13 protein-coding genes and 1 CRISPR repeat array are annotated in these 19,034 nt (G+C 66.5%); of the genes, 6 read left to right on the forward strand and 7 right to left on the reverse strand.

The window, feature by feature from the left end:
• Window positions 1–13: 13 nt before the first annotated feature.
• The gene (locus FAZ21_RS15330) at window positions 14–943 is read right to left on the reverse strand and encodes a branched-chain amino acid ABC transporter permease (protein ID WP_136774319.1); all 930 of its coding nucleotides are present in this window, start codon (window positions 941–943) and stop codon (window positions 14–16) included.
• A 408-nt stretch (window positions 944–1,351) separates the two neighbouring features.
• The gene (gene putA / locus FAZ21_RS15335; protein ID WP_136774320.1) at window positions 1,352–4,900 is read right to left on the reverse strand and encodes a bifunctional proline dehydrogenase/L-glutamate gamma-semialdehyde dehydrogenase PutA; all 3,549 of its coding nucleotides are present in this window, start codon (window positions 4,898–4,900) and stop codon (window positions 1,352–1,354) included.
• Window positions 4,901–5,177: 277 nt separating this feature from the next.
• On the opposite strand from putA, the gene typA reads away from it, so the two are divergent.
• Window positions 5,178–6,992 (forward strand): translational GTPase TypA, encoded by a 1,815-nt coding sequence (typA, locus tag FAZ21_RS15340; protein ID WP_136774321.1) that lies wholly within the window; start codon window positions 5,178–5,180, stop codon window positions 6,990–6,992.
• A gap of 199 nt (window positions 6,993–7,191) precedes the next feature.
• Window positions 7,192–9,171 (forward strand): polysaccharide lyase, encoded by a 1,980-nt coding sequence (locus FAZ21_RS20610; protein WP_373279541.1) that lies wholly within the window; start codon window positions 7,192–7,194, stop codon window positions 9,169–9,171.
• A 49-nt stretch (window positions 9,172–9,220) separates the two neighbouring features.
• A CRISPR array of direct repeats spans window positions 9,221–9,617; the repeat unit is 29 nt; unit sequence GTGTTCCCCGCGTGAGCGGGGATGAACCG.
• A gap of 70 nt (window positions 9,618–9,687) precedes the next feature.
• On the opposite strand, the gene FAZ21_RS15350 is transcribed toward FAZ21_RS20610, so the two are convergent.
• Window positions 9,688–11,598: a methyl-accepting chemotaxis protein gene (locus tag FAZ21_RS15350; RefSeq protein WP_136774323.1), complete on the reverse strand. Its 1,911-nt coding sequence runs from the start codon at window positions 11,596–11,598 to the stop codon at window positions 9,688–9,690.
• Between FAZ21_RS15350 and FAZ21_RS15355 the strand changes: the two genes are divergently transcribed.
• A complete protein-coding gene (locus tag FAZ21_RS15355; RefSeq protein ID WP_169307434.1) occupies window positions 11,561–11,821 on the forward strand; it encodes a hypothetical protein in 261 nt (86 codons plus the stop codon). The genes FAZ21_RS15350 and FAZ21_RS15355 overlap by 38 nt on opposite strands.
• A gap of 109 nt (window positions 11,822–11,930) precedes the next feature.
• Here the strand turns inward: FAZ21_RS15355 and FAZ21_RS15360 are convergent, their stop codons facing one another.
• Window positions 11,931–12,731 carry a substrate-binding periplasmic protein gene (locus FAZ21_RS15360; protein WP_169307435.1) on the reverse strand — a complete coding sequence of 267 codons (801 nt, stop codon included), beginning with the start codon at window positions 12,729–12,731 and terminating at the stop codon, window positions 11,931–11,933.
• 207 nt (window positions 12,732–12,938) lie between these two features.
• Here FAZ21_RS15360 and FAZ21_RS15365 point away from each other — a divergent pair, with 207 nt between their 5' ends.
• From FAZ21_RS15365 to FAZ21_RS15375, 3 genes are all read left to right on the forward strand, one after another.
• Window positions 12,939–13,340: an RNA-binding S4 domain-containing protein gene (locus tag FAZ21_RS15365; RefSeq protein ID WP_136774326.1), complete on the forward strand. Its 402-nt coding sequence runs from the start codon at window positions 12,939–12,941 to the stop codon at window positions 13,338–13,340.
• Between the two features lie 8 nt (window positions 13,341–13,348).
• The gene (locus tag FAZ21_RS15370) at window positions 13,349–15,166 is read left to right on the forward strand and encodes a M61 family metallopeptidase (protein WP_211243486.1); all 1,818 of its coding nucleotides are present in this window, start codon (window positions 13,349–13,351) and stop codon (window positions 15,164–15,166) included.
• A 322-nt stretch (window positions 15,167–15,488) separates the two neighbouring features.
• Window positions 15,489–17,687 carry a putative bifunctional diguanylate cyclase/phosphodiesterase gene (locus tag FAZ21_RS15375; protein ID WP_136774328.1) on the forward strand — a complete coding sequence of 733 codons (2,199 nt, stop codon included), beginning with the start codon at window positions 15,489–15,491 and terminating at the stop codon, window positions 17,685–17,687.
• A gap of 135 nt (window positions 17,688–17,822) precedes the next feature.
• Here FAZ21_RS15375 and FAZ21_RS15380 read toward each other — a convergent pair whose 3' ends face one another.
• The 3 genes from FAZ21_RS15380 to FAZ21_RS15390 all read right to left on the reverse strand — a co-directional run.
• Window positions 17,823–18,131, reverse strand: a complete 309-nt coding sequence (locus tag FAZ21_RS15380) for a metal-sensitive transcriptional regulator (RefSeq protein WP_246038694.1) — start codon at window positions 18,129–18,131, stop codon at window positions 17,823–17,825.
• Window positions 18,115–18,324, reverse strand: a complete 210-nt coding sequence (locus FAZ21_RS15385) for a heavy-metal-associated domain-containing protein (protein WP_136774329.1) — start codon at window positions 18,322–18,324, stop codon at window positions 18,115–18,117. The genes FAZ21_RS15380 and FAZ21_RS15385 overlap by 17 nt, the downstream gene beginning before the upstream one ends.
• Before the next feature lie 23 nt (window positions 18,325–18,347).
• Window positions 18,348–19,034 (reverse strand): heavy metal translocating P-type ATPase (locus FAZ21_RS15390; protein WP_136774330.1); only part of this gene is annotated, 687 nt, incomplete at its 5' end.

Raw genomic sequence — 19,034 nt, forward strand, 5'->3', positions numbered from 1 at the left:
GAGGTTCTCCTGGTCACGCGCGTTCCGCGACGCGTTCGCCCATCAGGCCGCTCGGACGGAAGATCAGCACCGCGATCAGCACCACGAAGGCAAAGATGTCCTTGTAGTTGCTGCCGAGGAAGCCCCCAGTCAGATCGCCCAGGTAGCCCGAGCCCAGGCTCTCGATCAGCCCCAGCAGGATGCCGCCGACCACTGCGCCGGCCAGGTTGCCGATGCCGCCCAGCACCGCGGCGGTAAAGGCCTTCAGGCCGATCATGAAGCCCATGTAGGCATGGGCCTGATCGTAATTGGCCGCCACCATCACGCCGGCCACCGCGCCCAGCGCGGAGCCGATGACGAAGGTCATCGAGATCACGGTATTGATGTTCACGCCCATCAGCCCCGCGACGTCCGGGTTCTGCGACGTGGCGCGCATCGCGCGGCCCAGCTTGGTGCGTTCGATCAGGAAGAACAGCCCGCCCATCAGCAGGAAGGCCAGGATGAAGATGGCGATTTGCAGATCGGTGATGGCTGCGCCGTAGAAATCGTGCACCTTGGTCGGCAGGATGCTGGGGAAGGGGCGGTAGTTGCGGCCCCAGATCAGCATTGCGAGCTGTTGCAGCACGATCGACAGGCCGATGGCCGTGATCAGCGGTGCCAGCCTGGGCGCCCGTCGCAACGGTCGGTACGCCACGCGTTCGATGGTGAAGCCCAGCAGCATGGAGACAGGGATGGCCATCAGCAGGCCGGCCAGCAACAGGAGCGGGCCGGGTAGCTGGACACCCAGGTCGAGCAGCAGGTTGATGCAGGTGATGGTGACCATGGCGCCGATCATCACGATTTCGCCGTGGGCGAAATTGATGAGCTGCATGATGCCGTACACCATGGTGTAGCCGAGCGCGATCAGGGCGTAGATGCTGCCCACGATCAGCCCATTGATAAGTTGCTGGATAAAGATATCCACGGTCTCGCCTCTTGGAACTTGGTCTTGGATTACCGGCCCGCGATTCGTCCAGGCGGGCGGTTGGCACCGGGGGGATCAGGCGGTTCATCCGTGGCGAACCCCGAAGGGGCCGGCCTGGACGACCTGGTTACGGTTCATGGACGCTGGGTCTGCGCGATGCTCCTGTCTGAACGTCGATCACGGTTCCGGACCGCCGGGTATCCGGCGGTCTTCCCTGGCACGTCGGGTGCGGCGGGCTCTGTGCTGGCCGGCGGATGGCGCCGGGCGGCGTTGGCGGGACGGATGCAGTGGAGCGTGAATACTACCGTAACAGTTGTGGAGCGCACCTTACAGACCCGCATCGGGATGTCGATACTGCGGCTTTCCCCTACTGGGTAGACCCGATGCAAAGCCACTGGGCACCACGGCCTACACGGCCCGGTCGCCATGCGGGGGCTCGGGTGGCGCCGTGACCCCCTTGCCCATCAACTCGGCATCGCCCCCTGCCGCCGCGGTATTGATGGCGGTGACGCACTCGGTCAACAGCCGGAACAGTGGGTAATCGCCTTCCGCGTCCGGCAGTACCGGCTGGATGATCGGCCCGGCGCGTGCCGCCAGGCGTCGCGGCAGATCGGGCTCGGCGATGCCGTCCCACAGCAGCGCGTCCAGCGGCGCTTCGTCCAGGTTGGCGCTCAGCACCACGTATTCGGGCAACGCCGCCTGAATGGCCACGTTATCGGCGGTGTCCGGCAGGCACACGCGGTTGCCAGTGGCCAGCGCGGTGGCGGTTTGCAACAGCGTTTCGCGGATCGTCCGCGCCACGCAGCCCACTACGCCGCGCCCGCGATACGCCAGCACATTGCGCTCGCCCACCACCGCCGGCAGCTCGCGCCGTTGCGCCAGTGGGCTGCGCTGGAACAACGAGGTGATCGCCGGATGCAACGGCGCGTCCTGCCCGCGCTCGCGGGCCAGGCGCAACAGCGTGGGCTGTGCCGGGTGCGCGGCGGTGGGGTTGGCCGGCTCGCCGCAAGGATCGGCGTTGCGCAGCAATCGCCACAGCAGCCATGGCCCGCCCGCCTTGGGCCCGGTGCCGGAGAGACGTTCGCCGCCAAAGGGCTGATGGCCGACCACCGCGCCGATCTGGTTGCGATTGACGTAGACATTGCCCACCCGCACCGCCGCCGCCACCTGCTCGACGAAGCTGGGGCAGCGGCTGGCCACCGCCAGCGTCAGGCCGTACTGCCGCGCATTCAGCTCGGCCAGCAGGCCCGGTAGTTCCTCGTGGCGATAGCGCAGCACCGCGAGCACCGGCCCGAAGATTTCACCGGGCAGGCGTGCGAGGTGGCTGATCTCCACCAGCGCTGGCGCCATGAAATGGCCTTGCTCCACCTGGAGCGGCGCCTGATGGACCGGCTGCCCCTGCTCGATGAAGCCACGCAGCGCCGCACTGACCCGCGACAGGGCGTCGGCGGAGATCAGCGGCCCAACGTCGGTGTCCAGCCGGCACGGGTCGCCCACCTGTAGTTCGCGCATCGCGGCGCGCAGCAGGTGGGTGATGCGCTCCGCCGTCGCCGCTGGCAGGCACAGTACCCGTAGCGCGGAACAGCGCTGCCCGGCACTGTCGAAGGCGGAATCCAGTACATCCTGCACCACCTGTTCCGGCAGTGCCGAGCTATCCACCAGCATGGCGTTCATGCCGCCGGTTTCGGCAATCAGCGGGCGTCGCGCGTCACCGGCGGCCAGCGTGCGGTGGATGGCTTGCGCGGCGGGGAGCGAGCCGGTGAACAGCACGCCGCGGATCGCCGGGTGGCGCGTCAGCGCCTCGCCCACTTCCGGGCCGCCAGGCAGCAGTTGCAGCGCCGCGTGGGGTACGCCCGCCTGCCACAGCAGGCGCACGGCCAGCGCGGCGGTGAGCGGTGTTTCCTCGGCCGGTTTGGCCAGCACCGGGTTGCCGACGACCAGGGCCGCCGCGATCTGGCCGACGAAGATGGCCAGCGGAAAATTCCAGGGGCTGATCGCCGCCACCGGCCCCAGCGCGCTGGGCATGCGTTCCGGCCATTGCCGCCGCGCTTCGCGCGCGTAGTAACGGCAGAAGTCGGCCGCTTCGCGAATCTCGCCCAGCGCGGCGGGCAAGGTCTTGCCGGCCTCGCGGCAGAGCAGGGGCAGCAACGCGTCGCGTTGCGCCGCGATCAGATCGGCCGCGCACTCCAGCACGCTGGCGCGTTCCGCCGTCGGCAGGGCGCTCCAGAGCGGGGCGAACGAGGTCGCGGTCTGGCAGGCGGCGGCAATGTCGGCGGGGCTGGCGGTCTGCATCGTTCCCACCGCCTGCGACGGACTGGCGGGATTGGCGATGAACAATACCGGGCCCGGCTCGGGCGTGCCGGAGGCCAGCATCGGCATCGCGTGTTGCGGCGCTGGCTGCGTGGCCAGCGCCCGCGCCAGTGCGGCCAGCGCGGTTTCGTCGCTCCAGTCGATGCCGGGGGTGACCGGGGGATGCGCGTGGCGGGCGATCGGCAGGGCAATGCCCCGCGCGGGTTGCTGGACGCTCGCGGCGACCGGGTCCAGCGTCGCGGTATCGGAATCGCCGCTGGCCAGCAGCAGGTGGACGAAACTCTGGTTGGCGCCGTTTTCCATCAGGCGCCGTACCAGGTAGGGCAACAGGGCCGCATGGCGGCCGACCGGCGCATAGAGCCGGCAGGGGCGGTCGATCCCATGCCCGCGCAGCAGGCGGTACATTTCCTCGCCCATGCCGAACAGGCACTGGAATTCGAACTCGCGCCCGCCGGCCATGGCATGGACCGCCAGCGCGCTGAATACATTGTGGGTGGCGAAGGCGGGGTAGAGCGTATCGTCGGCGCGCAGCATCTTGCGCGCGCAGGCGAGAAAGCTGGCGTCGGCATGGTACTTGCGCGTGAATACGGCGTAGTCCGGCCACCCTTCGAGCTGTGCGCGCTTGATCTCGCTGTCCCAATAGGCGCCTTTGACCAGCCGCACCGTGATATGCCGCCGATGCGCCGCTGCCTGGGCGATCAGCCAGTCGATCTGGCGCGGTGCCTGTTTCAGATAGGCCTGGACCGCCAGGCCCAGGCCGTCCCAGCCCTCCAGCCCCGGTTCGGCCAGCAGCCGCTTGAACAGGGCCAGCGTCAGCGGCACGCGCTCGCTTTCCTCCGCGTCGATGGTGAAGGGCAGCTCCGCTTCGCGTGCCATGGTTGCCAGCGCCAGCAGGCGCGGGTATAGCTCGCGCATCACCCGCTCGCGCTGGCGGCGCTCGAAGCGGGGGTGAAGCGCCGACAGCTTGACCGAGATGCCGCAGGGCGAGCGCGCGCCGATGGCGCCGCCCTGTTCGGCCAGCACCATCAGCGCCTTGGCATACCCTTCGCTGTAGCGTTCGGCGTCCTCTTCGGTCAGCGCCGCCTCGCCCAGCATGTCGAACGAATGACTGAAACCCGGCACGCGCTGCGCCAGCGCGGTGGCGATGTCCTCGCCGATCACGAAATGCTCGCCCATGTGGCGCATGGCGCGCCGCAGCGCAAACCGCACCAGCGCCTCGCCGGGGCGCGATTCGCTCCAGCTCTCGGCGGCGATCAGCCCCCGGCGCGCCAGGTTGACCAGCAGCGAGGGGCTGCGCTCGCCCTGCTGCCAGTCGGCCGCATGCAGTTGATCGCGGATCAGCCGGTCCATGGTCTGGATATCGGGAATGCGGATCAGCGCTTCCGCCAGCGTCAGCAGCGCGCGGCCGGCGGGGCTGGCCAGCGGGAAGGCCGCGAACAGCGCATCGGCGCCGCCGCCATGCCGGCGACTGTTGCGCAACGCATCCAGGATCAGTTCGCCCCGGCCCTGGACGAAATTGTTCTCTTCGCCGGAAAGGCGGGCCAGCGGCAGCAGCTCGCGCAGCACCTGGACTTCGTCGGCGTGGCGCACGGCATCGAGAACGGGTTCGCGATCCGCGTCGGGCAGGGCGAACTCGGCAGACATCATGGCGGCTCCGGAAGGTTGGCGGACATTCCTTTCAAATTAGTGGGCGTAAGCCCGCTTCGCGAGCCGGGTTGCAGTGGTTGTTGCGTCGATGTGCAACGATGCGGCGCGGACGCCGGGGCGCGGCGTGCCGGTACCAAGAAAACAACTGCCACGAGATAACCAATGCTTATCGCAACACATGGCCCCGCATCCATCGGATCGGGCAAAGTTGTGCTGATAAGTCGTCTTTTCATCGTGCTACAATCGCGGGCTTTGCATCCCATCGGCTTCCTTACCCATGTCCCGCCCCATCCGCAATATCGCCATCATCGCCCACGTCGACCACGGCAAGACCACCCTCGTCGATCAACTGCTGCGTCAATCCGGTACCTTCCGTGAAAACCAGCAGGTGGATGAACGGGTCATGGACAGCAACGACCTCGAACGCGAACGCGGCATTACCATCCTGGCCAAGAACACGGCCATCGATTACGAAGGCGTGCACATCAACATCGTCGATACCCCGGGGCACGCCGACTTCGGCGGCGAAGTGGAACGGGTGCTGGGCATGGTCGATGGCGTGTTGCTGCTGGTCGATGCCGTGGAAGGCCCGATGCCGCAGACGCGCTTCGTGACCAAGAAGGCGCTGGCACTCGGCCTGCGCCCCATCGTGGTCATCAACAAGGTGGACCGCCCGGGCGCGCGCGCCGACTGGGTGGTGGACCAGACTTTCGACCTGTTCGACAAGCTGGGCGCCAGCGATGAACAGCTCGACTTCCCGATCATCTATGCCTCGGGCCTGAACGGCTTTGCCAAGCTGGACCTGAACGAGCAGTCCGACAACATGCGCCCGCTGTTCGAAACCGTGCTCCAGCACGTGCCGACGCCGGCCGGCGATGCCGATGCGCCGCTGCAACTGCAACTGGCCGCGCTGGATTACTCCACCTATACCGGCCGCCTTGGCGTGGGCCGCGTGCTGAACGGCCGCATCAAGCCGGGCCAGCAAGTGGTGGTGATGAACCATGAAGAGCAGGTCGCCAGTGGCCGGATCAACCAGGTGCTGGGCTTTCAGGGCCTGGAGCGCGTGCCGGTCGATAGCGCCGAAGCCGGCGACATCATCATCGTGTCGGGCCTGGAAGACATCGGCATCGGCGTGACCATCTGTGACAAGGATGCCCCGGTTGGCCTGCCGGTGCTGGGCGTGGACGAGCCGACGCTGACCATGGACTTCATGGTGAACAGCTCGCCGCTGGCCGGCACCGAAGGCAAGTTCGTCACCAGCCGCCAGATTCGCGACCGCCTGCACAAGGAACTGCTGACCAACGTGGCGCTGCGCGTCGAGGATACGGCCGATGCCGATATCTTCCGCGTTTCGGGTCGTGGCGAACTGCACCTGACCATCCTGTTGGAAAACATGCGCCGCGAAGGGTTCGAGATGGCCGTGGCCAAGCCGCGCGTGGTGTACAAGGAAATCGACGGCCAGAAGTGCGAGCCGTACGAAAACCTGACCATCGACCTGGAAGATGCGCACCAGGGCGGCATCATGGAAGAAATCGGCCGTCGTCGCGGCGAGCTGACCAACATGGAATCGGACGGTCGTGGCCGTACCCGCCTGGAATACCATATCCCGGCGCGTGGCCTGATCGGCTTCCAGAGCGACTTCATGACGATGACGCGCGGCACCGGCCTGATGAGCCACGTGTTCGACGACTACGCCCCGGTCAAGGCCGACCTGCCGGGTCGCCACAACGGCGTGCTGATCTCGCAGGACAACGGCGAAGCCGTGGCCTACGCCCTGTGGAAGCTGGAAGATCGCGGCCGCATGTTCGTCAGCCCGGGCGACAAGCTGTACGAAGGCATGATCATCGGCATCCATAGCCGCGACAACGACCTGGTGGTCAACCCGATCAAGGGCAAGCAACTGACCAACGTGCGTGCCTCGGGCACCGACGAAGCCGTGCGCCTGACCACCCCGATCAAGCTGACGCTGGAATCCGCCGTCGAGTTCATCGATGACGACGAGCTGGTCGAAATCACCCCGGTATCGATCCGCATTCGCAAGCGCCATCTGCAAGAACATGAGCGCCGCCGTGCCGCCAAGGCCGAAGCCTGAGTTGGCTCAGCCACAAAAACCCCTGTTTCGGCAGGGGTTTTTTTATGGCCGTCGCCGGTCTGTGATCTGTGTGGCTTGACGATGGCATGGACCTGTTTCAGGCTCCCGCCCACAGGTGGTCTGTATGGCGCAGCGATTTGATACCACTGCGGCAGGCCGTTCAAAACGGAGCCGGCGAAGCTGGACCAGGAGGATGGAAATGTCTGAACGTCTGTGGCGGCGCTGGCTGCCATGTTGCGCCTTGCTGGCGCTGGCCCTCGATGCCCAGGCCGCATGCCGGGGCGGCTGGGCGGAAGGAAATACCTATGCGGCGGGCGATGGGGTGATCTACGCCGGTGCGGGCTACACCGCCCGCAGCACCCACACCGCTTATGTCGGGACCAACTGGAATCCCGCATCGACGCCTACCCTGTGGCAGTCGGGCGGCAGTTGCGGCATCGACCCGACCCTGACCCCTACGCCCACGCCTACGCCGGTTCCGACACCGACTCCGACTCCCGCTACGACGCCCAGCCCCACGCCGGAGGTGACGCCCACTCCCGCAGGTGCGTGCCACCCGGCCTGGGTCGGTACAGCGGCCTATACCTCGGGCCAGCGGGTCACCTACAACGGCCGCAACTATGAAGCCAAGTGGTGGACGCAGGGCGATAACCCGGCGCAATCGGGCGAGTGGGGCGTGTGGAAGGATGTGGGTGCCTGCAATGGCAACCCGACGCCGGTCGTTACCCCGACGCCCACCGTCACACCGACGCAGCCGCCGACCCCGACCCCCACGCCGCCTGTCTTTCCCAATACCGACTTCCAGTATCTGAAGCTGTCCGCCATCGGCGGCGCGGTCACGGTGGCCTGGCAGGGCAACCTGACGGGGTCACCGTATTTGCTGCGCTGGGAGCTGGTCGAGAACGGCGCCACGGTGGTGGCCAGCGGCACCTCCGCCAATTCCTCGTTCACCGGCTCGTGCGCCGGCAGCTTCTGCGTCGATGGCTACGTATGGAGCGGGCAGCTCACCTTGCAGGACGTGGCGCCGGGCCTGCACAGCTATCAGGTTCGCCTCCAGTACGACGCCAGTGGCTACGGCTTCGTCAGCCGCGCGGCCTCGATCACGGTGGTGGCGCCCACCCCCGGCCCGACCCCCACGCCGGTGGTCACCCCAGTGGTGACGCCAACCCCGGTGCCCGGCAATGCGCTGCTCGACGTGCGCTTCGACGACCATGCCGGCGGCCTGTATACCGCCAGCCAGTTCCAGGCGGACTGGCATACCGCGCCGTCCGGTTCATCCGGGCTTGCGGCGGGGCGGCTGGCCATCGTGGCCGACCCCGACAACAGCGCCAACAAGGTGTTGCGCGTGACCTACCGGGGCGGCGAGATCGGCGGCAATTCGGCCAGCGTGTTCGATGCGCCGCTGCCCGCCGGCCACAACCATCTGTTCCTGCAATACAAGGTGCGCTTCGATAACAGCTTCCTCTGGGTGAAGGGCGGCAAACTGCCCGGCCTCGGCGGCGCCGACACGCCCACCGGCTGCATCGACAACGGCACCTTCGACGGCTTCACCACGCGCAACATGTGGCGTGAAAACGGGCTGTTGTTCCAGTACCTGTACTTCCCCGGCAAGGCCGAGCGCTGTGGCGACTACTTCAGCCAGCTCAGGCGCTTCGAAGCCGGCAAGTGGTACACGGTGACGCAGGAAGTACAGTTGAATGACGCCGGCCAGGCCAACGGCTCGATCAAAGCGTGGCTCGATGGCGAACCGACACTGGCGCTGAACGGCATGAAATGGCGCGAAGGCGCGGCGGTGGGCATCGATGCCGTGGTATTCCATACCTTCTTCGGTGGTTCCACCGCCGACTGGGCGCCGCCGACCGACCAATACGCCTACTTCGACGACGTGCGCGTTTCCACCGAGTCGCCGCTGGCGCTGGTCGATACCGCCAAGCCCGCGCCGGATCACGCCAACCCGTTGCCGGGCTATACGCCATGGCAGGCCGGAACCGCCTACGCCGAAGGCCGGCTGGTCTATCGCATCGACGATGGCCGCCATCGCTACTTCAAGGCACGCTATTACGTGGCGGCCAATATCGATCCGCTGGTATCGAGCCTGCCGGAAGTCCACGTCGGGGTGTATTCGCCCAAGCTGGACAACGGCGAGAAGTGGATGGAACTGGCGCAGCCCTGGCTGTAGGCGGCCATCCGGAAACGATCACGGCGCCACCAGGCGCCGTGATCGCTCCGTTATCCCCGCGTGAGCGGGGATGAACCGACGGCGGTTGGATCGAATCCAGTTCGCCGGCCGTGTTCCCCGCGTGAGCGGGGATGAACCGCCAGGACTATAAAATGCGTGGCTGGTACCTGGGTGTTCCCCGCGTGAGCGGGGATGAACCGGACTGGATGGACTGGCAGGACGATGGCGCCGGGGTGTTCCCCGCGTGAGCGGGGATGAACCGGCTTCGGCCATTGCCTGAGCCATGAATGTGGCGTGTTCCCCGCGTGAGCGGGGATGAACCGCGCCGCGCCGAGGCTGACGTATTCCAGACGCCGGTGTTCCCCGCGTGAGCGGGGATGAACCGTCGCTTGGTGTTGGTACCGCCATGACGGTCTCGTGTTCCCCGCGTGAGCGGGGATGACCCGCTCACCGCGCATCGCACCATTGCATTGCAAGCGTGCTCCCCGCGTGGCGCGGGGAGGGGATGGCGCCGGTTCAGCCCTCGCGATCGGACCCGTCCTGTTTCAGCTTGAAATGCGCCACGACTCTCTTGAGCACCGTGGCCTGCTCCGACATGCCCTGGGCCGAACCGGCCGACTGCCCCGCCGTGGTGGCGATGCTCTGCACCACGCTGGAAATATGGTTGATCCCATCGTTGAAACAGGCGATGGCGGCCTCCTGTTCCTGCGATGCCTCGGCGATGCGGGCCATCAACTGCGACGATTCGCCGGTGCAATGAGCGGCCTTGCGCAGGCTCTGGCTGGTGCGCTCCACCAGCTCGTTGCCACGGTTCACGCTCTGCACGCTGCCCTCGATCAGCACGGCGGTTTCCTTGGCCGCCTTGGCCGAACGCGACGCCAGCGTGCGCACCTCTTCGGCCACCACCGCGAAGCCCCGGCCCTGTTCCCCGGCGCGGGCCGCTTCCACGGCCGCGTTGAGCGACAGGAAATTGGTCTGGAACGCGATATCGTCGATGGTCTTGATGATCTGCGCGATGTTGTCCGAGGCGTGCCCGATTTCCCGCATCGCTTCGAGCAGCTCGCCCATCTGCGCCACGCTTTGCTGCATCAGGTGATCGACCTCGCCGGTCATTTCCGACGCCTGCTGCGCGCTTTGCGCATTGTCGCGGGTCTGGCGATAGATATCGCCGGCGGTGGCGCTCAGGCCTTCGATGGCCGTCAGTTCCTCGGTGGCGCCGCCCGCCAGGTTGCGGGCGCCCTCGGCGACGTGTTCCGCCTCGATCGATACCTCGCCGGCCGAGCGGTTGATTTCCGCCAGCGCCGCGTTGTTGTGGCGCATCAGTTCCGCCAGGGCCTGGTTGATCACATCGTTGGCCGAGCGCATCGGGATTGTCTGGCTGAAGTCGCCGTCGGCGGCGCACTGGATCAGCTTCGTCTGTTGCCGGATGCCGGCGATCATCGTCTGGAACGATGCGGCCAGCGTGCCGATTTCATCGTTGCTGCGCACATGCAGATCGACATCGACATCGCCGACCGCCAGCTTGTCGGCGGCGGCCACCATGTCCTGCACCGGCCGGACGATGCGGCCGATCAGCACCAGGATCAGGGGTATCGCGACCGCCAGCAGCAACAGGCCGACCAGGACGCCATGGACCAGGAAATCGCGTACCGTCTGGTCGCGCACGTCGAGGTACTGTCCGACGAATACCATCCCGATCACCTTGCCGCTGGCATCGCGCAAGGGCTCGTAGTGCACCACGGCGTTGCTGCCCACGACCATGGCCTGTCCGGTGTAGGCGCTGCCGGCCAGCACCTGCCGGCTGACCGTCTCGCTGGCCTTGGTGCCGATCGCCCGGCTGCCGTCGGGGTTCTTCACCGTGGTGGCGATGCGCTCGTCGCCGAGGAAGATGGTGGCTTCGATGTCGAGCAGTTGCTTCATCCGGTCGACGAAGGTGGATTGGTCGAGGCGAAAGCCGGTGGACACCACGCCGATCAGTGCGCCGTCGTGGTTGTAGACCGGCGCGCCCGAGCGGATCGACAGGCGGACCTGGGTGCCCGATTCGATCGTCGTCAGTTGCTTGCCGGTCAGCGCCTGGGCCACATTGGTCTGGCGCGTCACGCTGTCGCCGTATTTGTCCGGCTCGTGCGAGCGGGCCAGCACCGTGCCCCGGGCATCGGTGATGGTGCTGAATTCGATGCCGGTTTCCTTTTGCAACGTGCTGGCGCGCCGGATCAGCGCTTCGCGGTCGCCACTCGCCATGGCGGCAATGATCTGCCGGTCGAAGGACATCAACAACGCGGCGCTGTGGGCTCTTGTTTCGAGCGTACCGACTTCGGAAACCATGATGGCGGAATAGGCGCCTATTTCTTTGCCGAGGGCTGAGTTGACGTAATTGTAAAATGAAAGAATGACGACAAATAAAATTGCGATGATTGAAATGACCATTAATATGGCCACGGGAAGAATCAATTTGAATTTGATCTTCAATTTATTGCTGCTCCAACTGCATGCGTCTGTCGCCCTGTCGGGCGATGGACATGGATATGGTTCGAATCAACGGCGCGGCGTGGCCGCGGGTACGACAATGGACTCAAACGAAGGAAAGCAGGCGCTGCGCGACGGGATGGGGTTTGAAAGTGCAGCCGACTGCCCATACGCGCGAGTATGAAACGGCGGATTCGGCATTTGCACGCCAAAGAAGGGCGGCCCTCCGCAATTGACCTTGATTTCGGTTATCGCGATAACCTGCGGTTGATTCGCTCGGGCCGGAGGGGGGATCAGCGACGCGGAGAAGGCTGGGCGGGGGGCATGGTCTGTTCGGCGGAACGCATTGGATTACGTCCCTCTTCGATAATTCGCGCCAGCCGTCCATTGGCACGCAATTTCTCGATGCCCCGCGCCAGTTTTGCCGCCCATTCGTAGGAATCGGGGCGGCTCCGGGAAAACATGACATGCAATGGCCGGCTGAAAACCGGCGTTGCATCGTAGTCGATGGCGCGGCGATAAGGGCTTTGCGCCAGCATCATCAGGCCGACCTCGCGCTCCATGGCAAAGGCATCGATGCGCCCCGTCGCCAGCTTGGCCAGGTTCTGTTCATCGCGCGGTGTGTATTCCACGTGCACGCCCCGGCGCCGGAACAGGCTGTTCAGTTGCTCGCCATAGTCGTAACCCAGCGTTGCCCCCCAGCGCAGCTTCGCCAGCGTGTCGGGATCGGTGGTGGCGTTGACCGGGTGTCCGGCGCGATGGAACACCACCCATTCGGTGTTCAGGATCGGCACGCTGACGATAAAGGCGCGCTGGCGCTCCGGGGTATCCAGCCATCCCATCGAGCCGTCCAGTTCTCCGGCCCGCGTCAGCTCCAGGCTGCGCTTCCACGGCTGGAACACATACTTCACCCGCATGCCTTCCTGCGTCAGCGCTTCCTCCACGATGCGCGAAAAGCTGCCCTGGCCAGGGAGCGACGCTGAAAAATACGGGGGCCATTCGCCATTGCCCAGCGTCAATGACTCGGCCAGGGCCGAGGTCGCCAGAAGCAGGCCGGACAGACAAGGAAGCAGAAGCAGACGGATACGTCGCATGGATTCCCGGATAGGCGTTTGGTTCGGACCCGCTCGCGGGCGGGGTTTGCCGGCCATGACGGCGGCCCGGTGAAGTGATTGCCCGGGGGCGGCCGGGCCGACGACACTGGCAACGGTGGCGTAGTACCATCCCGGCTGAGTTCATTCCCCTGGAGCCGCTTCATCGTCCCGCTGTGCGATCGACGTTGGGGCCTATTACATCTGCATATGACCGATGACGTAAAGGTCAGGCTGGACAAGTGGTTATGGGCGGCGCGTTTTTTCAAGACGCGCTCGCTGGCCACCGACGCCATCGACGGCGGCCATGTCCATCTCAACGGGGAGCGCGCCAAGCCCGCGCGCTCGGTCAGGATCGGCGACATGCTGCGCATCCGCGTGGCGCACGGTGAGTTCGAGGTGGCGGTGGTGGCGCTGTCGGACCATCGTGGCCCTGCCGAAACCGCGCGTGCGCTATACCGGGAGACCGAGGAAAGCGCCGCGCGCCGCGAAGCCGCCGCGCTGGATCGCGAGCTGGCGCCCCAGTTCGAGCATCCCTTGTCCAAGGGCCGACCCACCAAGAAATGGCGCCGCCAGTTGCACCAGTTCGACCGCAAACAGCACAAGGATTGACCTGTCCGATGACGATCCAATACCGCATCGCACCCGCTGACCTGTCCGGTCATTATTTCGACGTCACCCTCACCATTGCACTGCCGGACCCGGCGGGGCAGGTGCTGTGGCTGCCGGTGTGGATTCCCGGCAGCTACCTGGTGCGCGAGTTCGCGCGGCACATCGTCACGCTGACCGCCAGCGCCGACGGCGCGCCGGTCGGGCTGACCAAGCTGGACAAGCATCGCTGGCAGGCCGCCCCGGTGGCTGGCCCGCTGGTGGTCGAATACCGCGTCTACGCCTTCGACCTGTCGGTGCGCGGTGCGTACCTGGACGACACCCGGGGCTTCTTCAACGGTACCGCTGTATTGCTCGCGGTGGCCGGGCAGGAGGATCGCCCCTGCCGGATCAAGCTGGTGGCGCCCAAGGGCAAGGCATATCGCGACTGGCGCGTAGCGACCAGCCTGACGCCCGATGGCGCCGAGCCGGGCGGGTTCGGTCACTATCGCGCCGCCAACTACGACGAGCTGATCGATCACCCGGTGGAGCTGGGTGAATTCACCAGCGACACCTTCAAAGCCTGCGGCGTGCCGCACCAGATCGTGATTGCCGGCCGGCATCGCGCCGACCTCAAGCGCCTGAAGCGCGACCTGAAGAAAATCTGCGAATACCAGATTCGCCTGTTCGGCGAGCCCGCGCCATTCCAGCGCTACGTGTTCATGACCATGGTCACCGGCGATGGCTACGGCGGCCTGGAGCACCGGGCTTCCACCGCGCTGATGGCCGCGCGCGACGATCTGCCCAGGGCGCAGGATACCGATATCCGCCCCGGTTACCGGCAATACCTCGGGCTGTGCAGCCACGAGTATTTCCATAGCTGGAACGTCAAGCGCATCAAGCCGGCCGCCTATGCGCCGTATGACCTGCATCGGGAAGCCTATACGCGCCTGCTGTGGGCGTTCGAAGGCATCACGTCCTACTACGACGATCTGACGCTGCGGCGCGCGGGGCTGATCTCCGAGGCCTCGTACCTGGAGTTGCTGGCCCAGACCATGACCCAGGTGCAGCGCGGCGCCGGCCGCCTGAAGCAAACGCTGGAGGAGGCCAGCCTGGATGCCTGGGTGAAGTACTACCGGCAGGACGAGAACAGCCCGAACGCCCTGGTCAGCTACTACACCAAGGGCGCGCTCGCCGCCGCCAGCCTGGACCTCACCATCCGCCTGCGCAGTGACGGCCAGCGCAGCCTGGACGATGTGATGCGCGCACTGTGGCTGCGCTACGGGCGCGATTTCGACGCACGCGGGCAAGGGGTGCCGGAGGACGAATGGGAGCGCGTCGCCAGCGAGGCGGCGGGGCTGGACCTGGCTGATTTCTTTGCGCAGGCGCTGCGCGGCACCGGGGAACTGCCGCTGGCTGGCCTGCTGCGGGAGTTCGGCGTGGACAGCCAGTTGCGGCCGATGGCGGGGGGCGCCGACAAGGGGGGCTGGAAGGACCTGGCGCCGAATGGCGCCGGTAACAGCCTGGGCGCGCGCGTGACGGCGGAGGCGGGCGGCGTGAAGCTGACCCACGTGCTGGAAGGCGGTGCCGCGCACGCAGCGGGTTTGTCGGCCGGCGATGTGCTGGTCGCCATCGACGGCCTGCGGGTGAATGCCGGCAATCTCGACGGACACCTGGGGAGCTGGCCCGCCGGCAGCCGGGTTGGCATCCATGCGTTCCGCCGCGACGAGCTGATCGAGCGCGAACTGGTGCTGGCGTCCGCCACGGCGGATACCTGGGGGCTGCGCCTGCTGGATACCGCCGAAGCCGCCATGCTGGCCCGCCGACGCGGCTGGCTGGGCGGGGCGTAGCGCGGCGATTCGTGGTGGCGTGACGGCCACAACGCGGCGCTGACGCGGCGGCCGGCCGCTTGTCGGTCGATCGCGTACCGGCGGGTAGCGGGCATGGGGCCTGCCGGTCGCCACCGCCCGTGGCGCCAGGGCTGCACGGGCGCCGGATTGTCCAGCCATTGTTGCGTGGGGGACACGCCTTCCCGTAGGTAGGTATTTCATCAGACGATGCTGCTACACTGAGTCGCCTTACAAAGTGACATGTAAATGTCATTGGTTGAGAGACCAGCCATAAGCGAGAGCGGCCGCGTGTCAGGGTCGCCGAACGGGGGCAAATCGCCAGATGACGAGACAACTGGGTTGGGGCTTTGCCAATACGATACGCGGCAAGATTCTCGCGGTATTCGTGCTGATCAATCTGGTCGCGACCTGCGCCTACAGTTTTTATATCTATTCGCTGAAGTCCGACACGATCAGGCAGGAGATCGACAAGCGCCTGCACTCGGCGACGGCGGCCGCGCCGCTGATGCTGCCGCGCGATTACTTCGATCGGGCCCAGCGGCCCGACGCGGTCAGCGGCGATGAATATCGCCGGCTGATGGCCGACTTCGACCGCTATTGCCAGACCGTCGGCCTGCGCTATCTCTACGTGTTCATGCCGGTGGGCGAGCGGCTGGTCTACCTGATGGACAGCGCCACGCCCGCTGAAGTGCAGCGTGGCCGCTACGGGCGCTACTTCACCGCCTACGAGGGCCCGGTGCCCACGCTGAAGGACATCCTGGCCGAAGGGCGGCCCCGCTTCGTCGAGTATCGCGACCACTACGGTGAATTCCGCTCGTTGTTCGTGCCCGGTGTCACCGCCGATGGCCGCCCGTACCTGATCGGCGCCGATGTCGGCACCAGCTATATCACCAGCCAGTTGCGCGACGCGCTGCGACAATCGCTGTTCATCGGCTTCGCCACGTTCGGCGTCGGGCTGCTGCTGTCCTTGCTGCTGACATGGCAGTTGTCGCGCCCGGTGGAGGCCCTGGTGTCGGGGGTACGGCGCATCGAGGCGGGCGACTATACCGCGCGCGTGGCATGGCGCAGCCGCGACGAACTGGGCCAGTTGGCCACCAGCTTCAACACCATGAGCGGCGCAGTGGCCGAGCGCGAGCGCGAGATGCTGCGGCTTGCCTTCGTCGATCCGCTGACCGGGCTGGCCAACCGTACCCGGTTGATCGAAGCCATCGAAAGCCACCTGAGCGGCGGCCCGGCGCATTTCGCGGTGGTGCTGTTCGATCTGGACCAGTTCAAATACATCAACGATTACCTGGGCTACCAGGTGGGCGACGCGGCTATCGCGGCGCTGGGGCGACGGCTGGGTGGCGCGCTGGGCGGCGGCGGCGAGGTCTGCGCCCGGCTGTCCGGCGATGAGTACGCGGTGCTGTTCCCCGAGACCAACGCCGCGCAGTTGCCGGAGCGGCTGGCGCGGATCGAGGCGATGCTGGCGCAGCCGGTGGTGGTGGCGGGGCAGCGGTTGGAGCTGGGAGCCAGCATCGGCGTGGCGCTCTATCCGGAGCACGGCGATTCGGGCGATCTGTTGCTGCGCCATGCCGAGGTGGCGATGTACGCCGCGAAGCGGCTGCATCACGGCCACGCGGTCTACGATCCGGGTTTCGAGCAGAATCGCCAGACCCAACTGGCGCTGCTGTCCGACCTGCGCAATGCCGTGGCGGAAAACCAGTTCGTGGTGTGCTACCAGCCCAAGGTGCGGATGAAGGATGGCGAGATCGACGCCGCCGAGGCGCTGGTGCGCTGGCGCCACCCCGAGCGTGGCTGGATTCCGCCCAACGATTTCATTCCTTTTGCCGAACAGACCGGCCGGCTGCGCGCGATCACGCAATGGGTGATCGAGGATGTGCTCGAACGCGCGGTGCAATGGGCGCGCGAAGGCATTGTGCTGACCGTGTCGGTGAATGTGGGCATGAGCGACGCGGAAGACGCCGCCTTCGTTGATTTCGTCGAAGACGCGCTGATCCGCTTGCAGGCCGACCCGGCCCGCCTGTGCCTGGAAATCACCGAGACCGGCGGGATGAGCCGCCAACTGGAGCTGATGGGCAACCTGGAGCGCCTGCGCCGGCTGGGCGTCAAGCTGTCCATCGACGATTTCGGTACCGGCTATTCCTCGTTCGCCTACCTGGCGCAGATGCCGGTCCACGAGCTGAAGATCGATCGCTCGTTCGTGCAGGCGCTGGATTTCAAGTTCGAGAACGTATCCATCGTGCGCTCCATCATCGAACTGGGGCACATCCTGGGCTTGCAAGTGGTGGCCGAGGGCGTGGAGACCGAATCGGCGTGGCAGGCGCTGGCGATCATGGGCTGCGACGAGGCGCAGGGCTACCTGGTGGCCAAGCCGATGCCGGCGGAGGATTTCCTGCGCTGGTACCTGGCAACGCCGCTGCTGCCCTATACCCCGCCCGATATGTCCATCTACGACACCAGCGTCATGCCCGAGGTGTTGCAGCGTCTGCCGGGCGTGCGCGCCGGCGATCCTTCCTAGGGCGAATCATCCAATGGTTCGCGACAGCGCCGGGCCGAAAAAGCGTCAGGCACCAGGCGTGCGACGCTGCCAATAACCGGTTATAAACGGCGCCTTGCGGCGCCGTTTTCGCTCAAGGGCCGCGCCATTGCCGCCTCAACCCAGCTTGCGCAGCACCGTCATCAGTTCGCCGATGGCGGCCTCGCCGTCACCGGCCTGGATGGCGCTGGCCACGCAGCCACGGGCGTGCGATTCCAGCAACTGCATACCCAGGCTGTCCAGCGCCGATTTCGCGGCGGCGATCTGGGTCAGGATGTCGATGCAGTAGCGATCCTCCGCCACCATCTTGTTGATGCCGCGCACCTGGCCTTCGATGCGGTTCAGCCGGCTGATCAGCGCCTGCTTGTTGTCGCGGTCGACGCGGCGCGGATCGTGGCCGCAGCATTCGTCAACGGACGACGTCATAACCCGCGTCCTCGATGGCTGTCTCGATGGTGCGCCGGTCGGTGTCGGCCGGATCAAACGTGACGCTGGCCGCGCCCGGCGCGAGCGTCACGGCGACGTCGGTCACGCCCTCCACCGCCTGCAATGCCCGCGTGACCGATGCCACGCAGCCGCCGCAGCTCATGCCTTCGATGCCGATATTGATGTGTTCCATGGTGAGTCTCCTTGGTTGGGGTTTCAGGCTTTCCAGCGCTTGAGCAACAACGCGTTGCTGACCACCGAAATCGAGCTGGCGGCCATGGCCGCGCCGGCGATCACCGGCGACAGCATGCCGAAGGCTGCCAGCGGAATGCCGAGCACGTTGTAGAAAAAGGCGAAGAACAGGTTCTGGCGGATCTTGCGCACCGTGGCGCGCGACAGTGAAATCGCCGCCGCGACGTGCGCCAGGTCGTTGTGCATCAGCGTAATGTCGGCGGCCTCGATGGCGACATCCGAGCCGGACCGCATGGCGAAGCTCACGTCGGCGGCGGCCAGCGCGGGGGCGTCGTTGACGCCATCGCCCGCCATGGCCACCACGCGGCCCTGCTGTTTGAAGGCGGTGACGGCCCCGGCCTTGTCGGCGGGCTTCACCCCGGCGCGCACGTCGTCGATGCCCAGTTGCCGCGCGACCGCCGTGGCGGTTTCCACGTTGTCGCCGGTCATCATCACTACCCGCACGCCCTGGCGTTGCAGCGCGGCCACGGCATCGCGGGAGCTGGCGCGTACCGCGTCGGCCAGGGCGATCAGCCCGGCGAAGCGGCCGTCGATGGCCACGCTGACCACGGTCTGGCCACTGGCGGCAAGCCGGGCCACCTCGGCGCGCTGGGCATCGTCCAGCGCGACGGCCCCAGCCGGCGTGCCGACGCGCACCCACTGGCCGGCAAC

It is taken from the genome of Chitiniphilus eburneus, assembly GCF_005048205.1.
In the GTDB taxonomy this organism is placed as follows: domain Bacteria; phylum Pseudomonadota; class Gammaproteobacteria; order Burkholderiales; family Chitinibacteraceae; genus Chitiniphilus; species Chitiniphilus eburneus.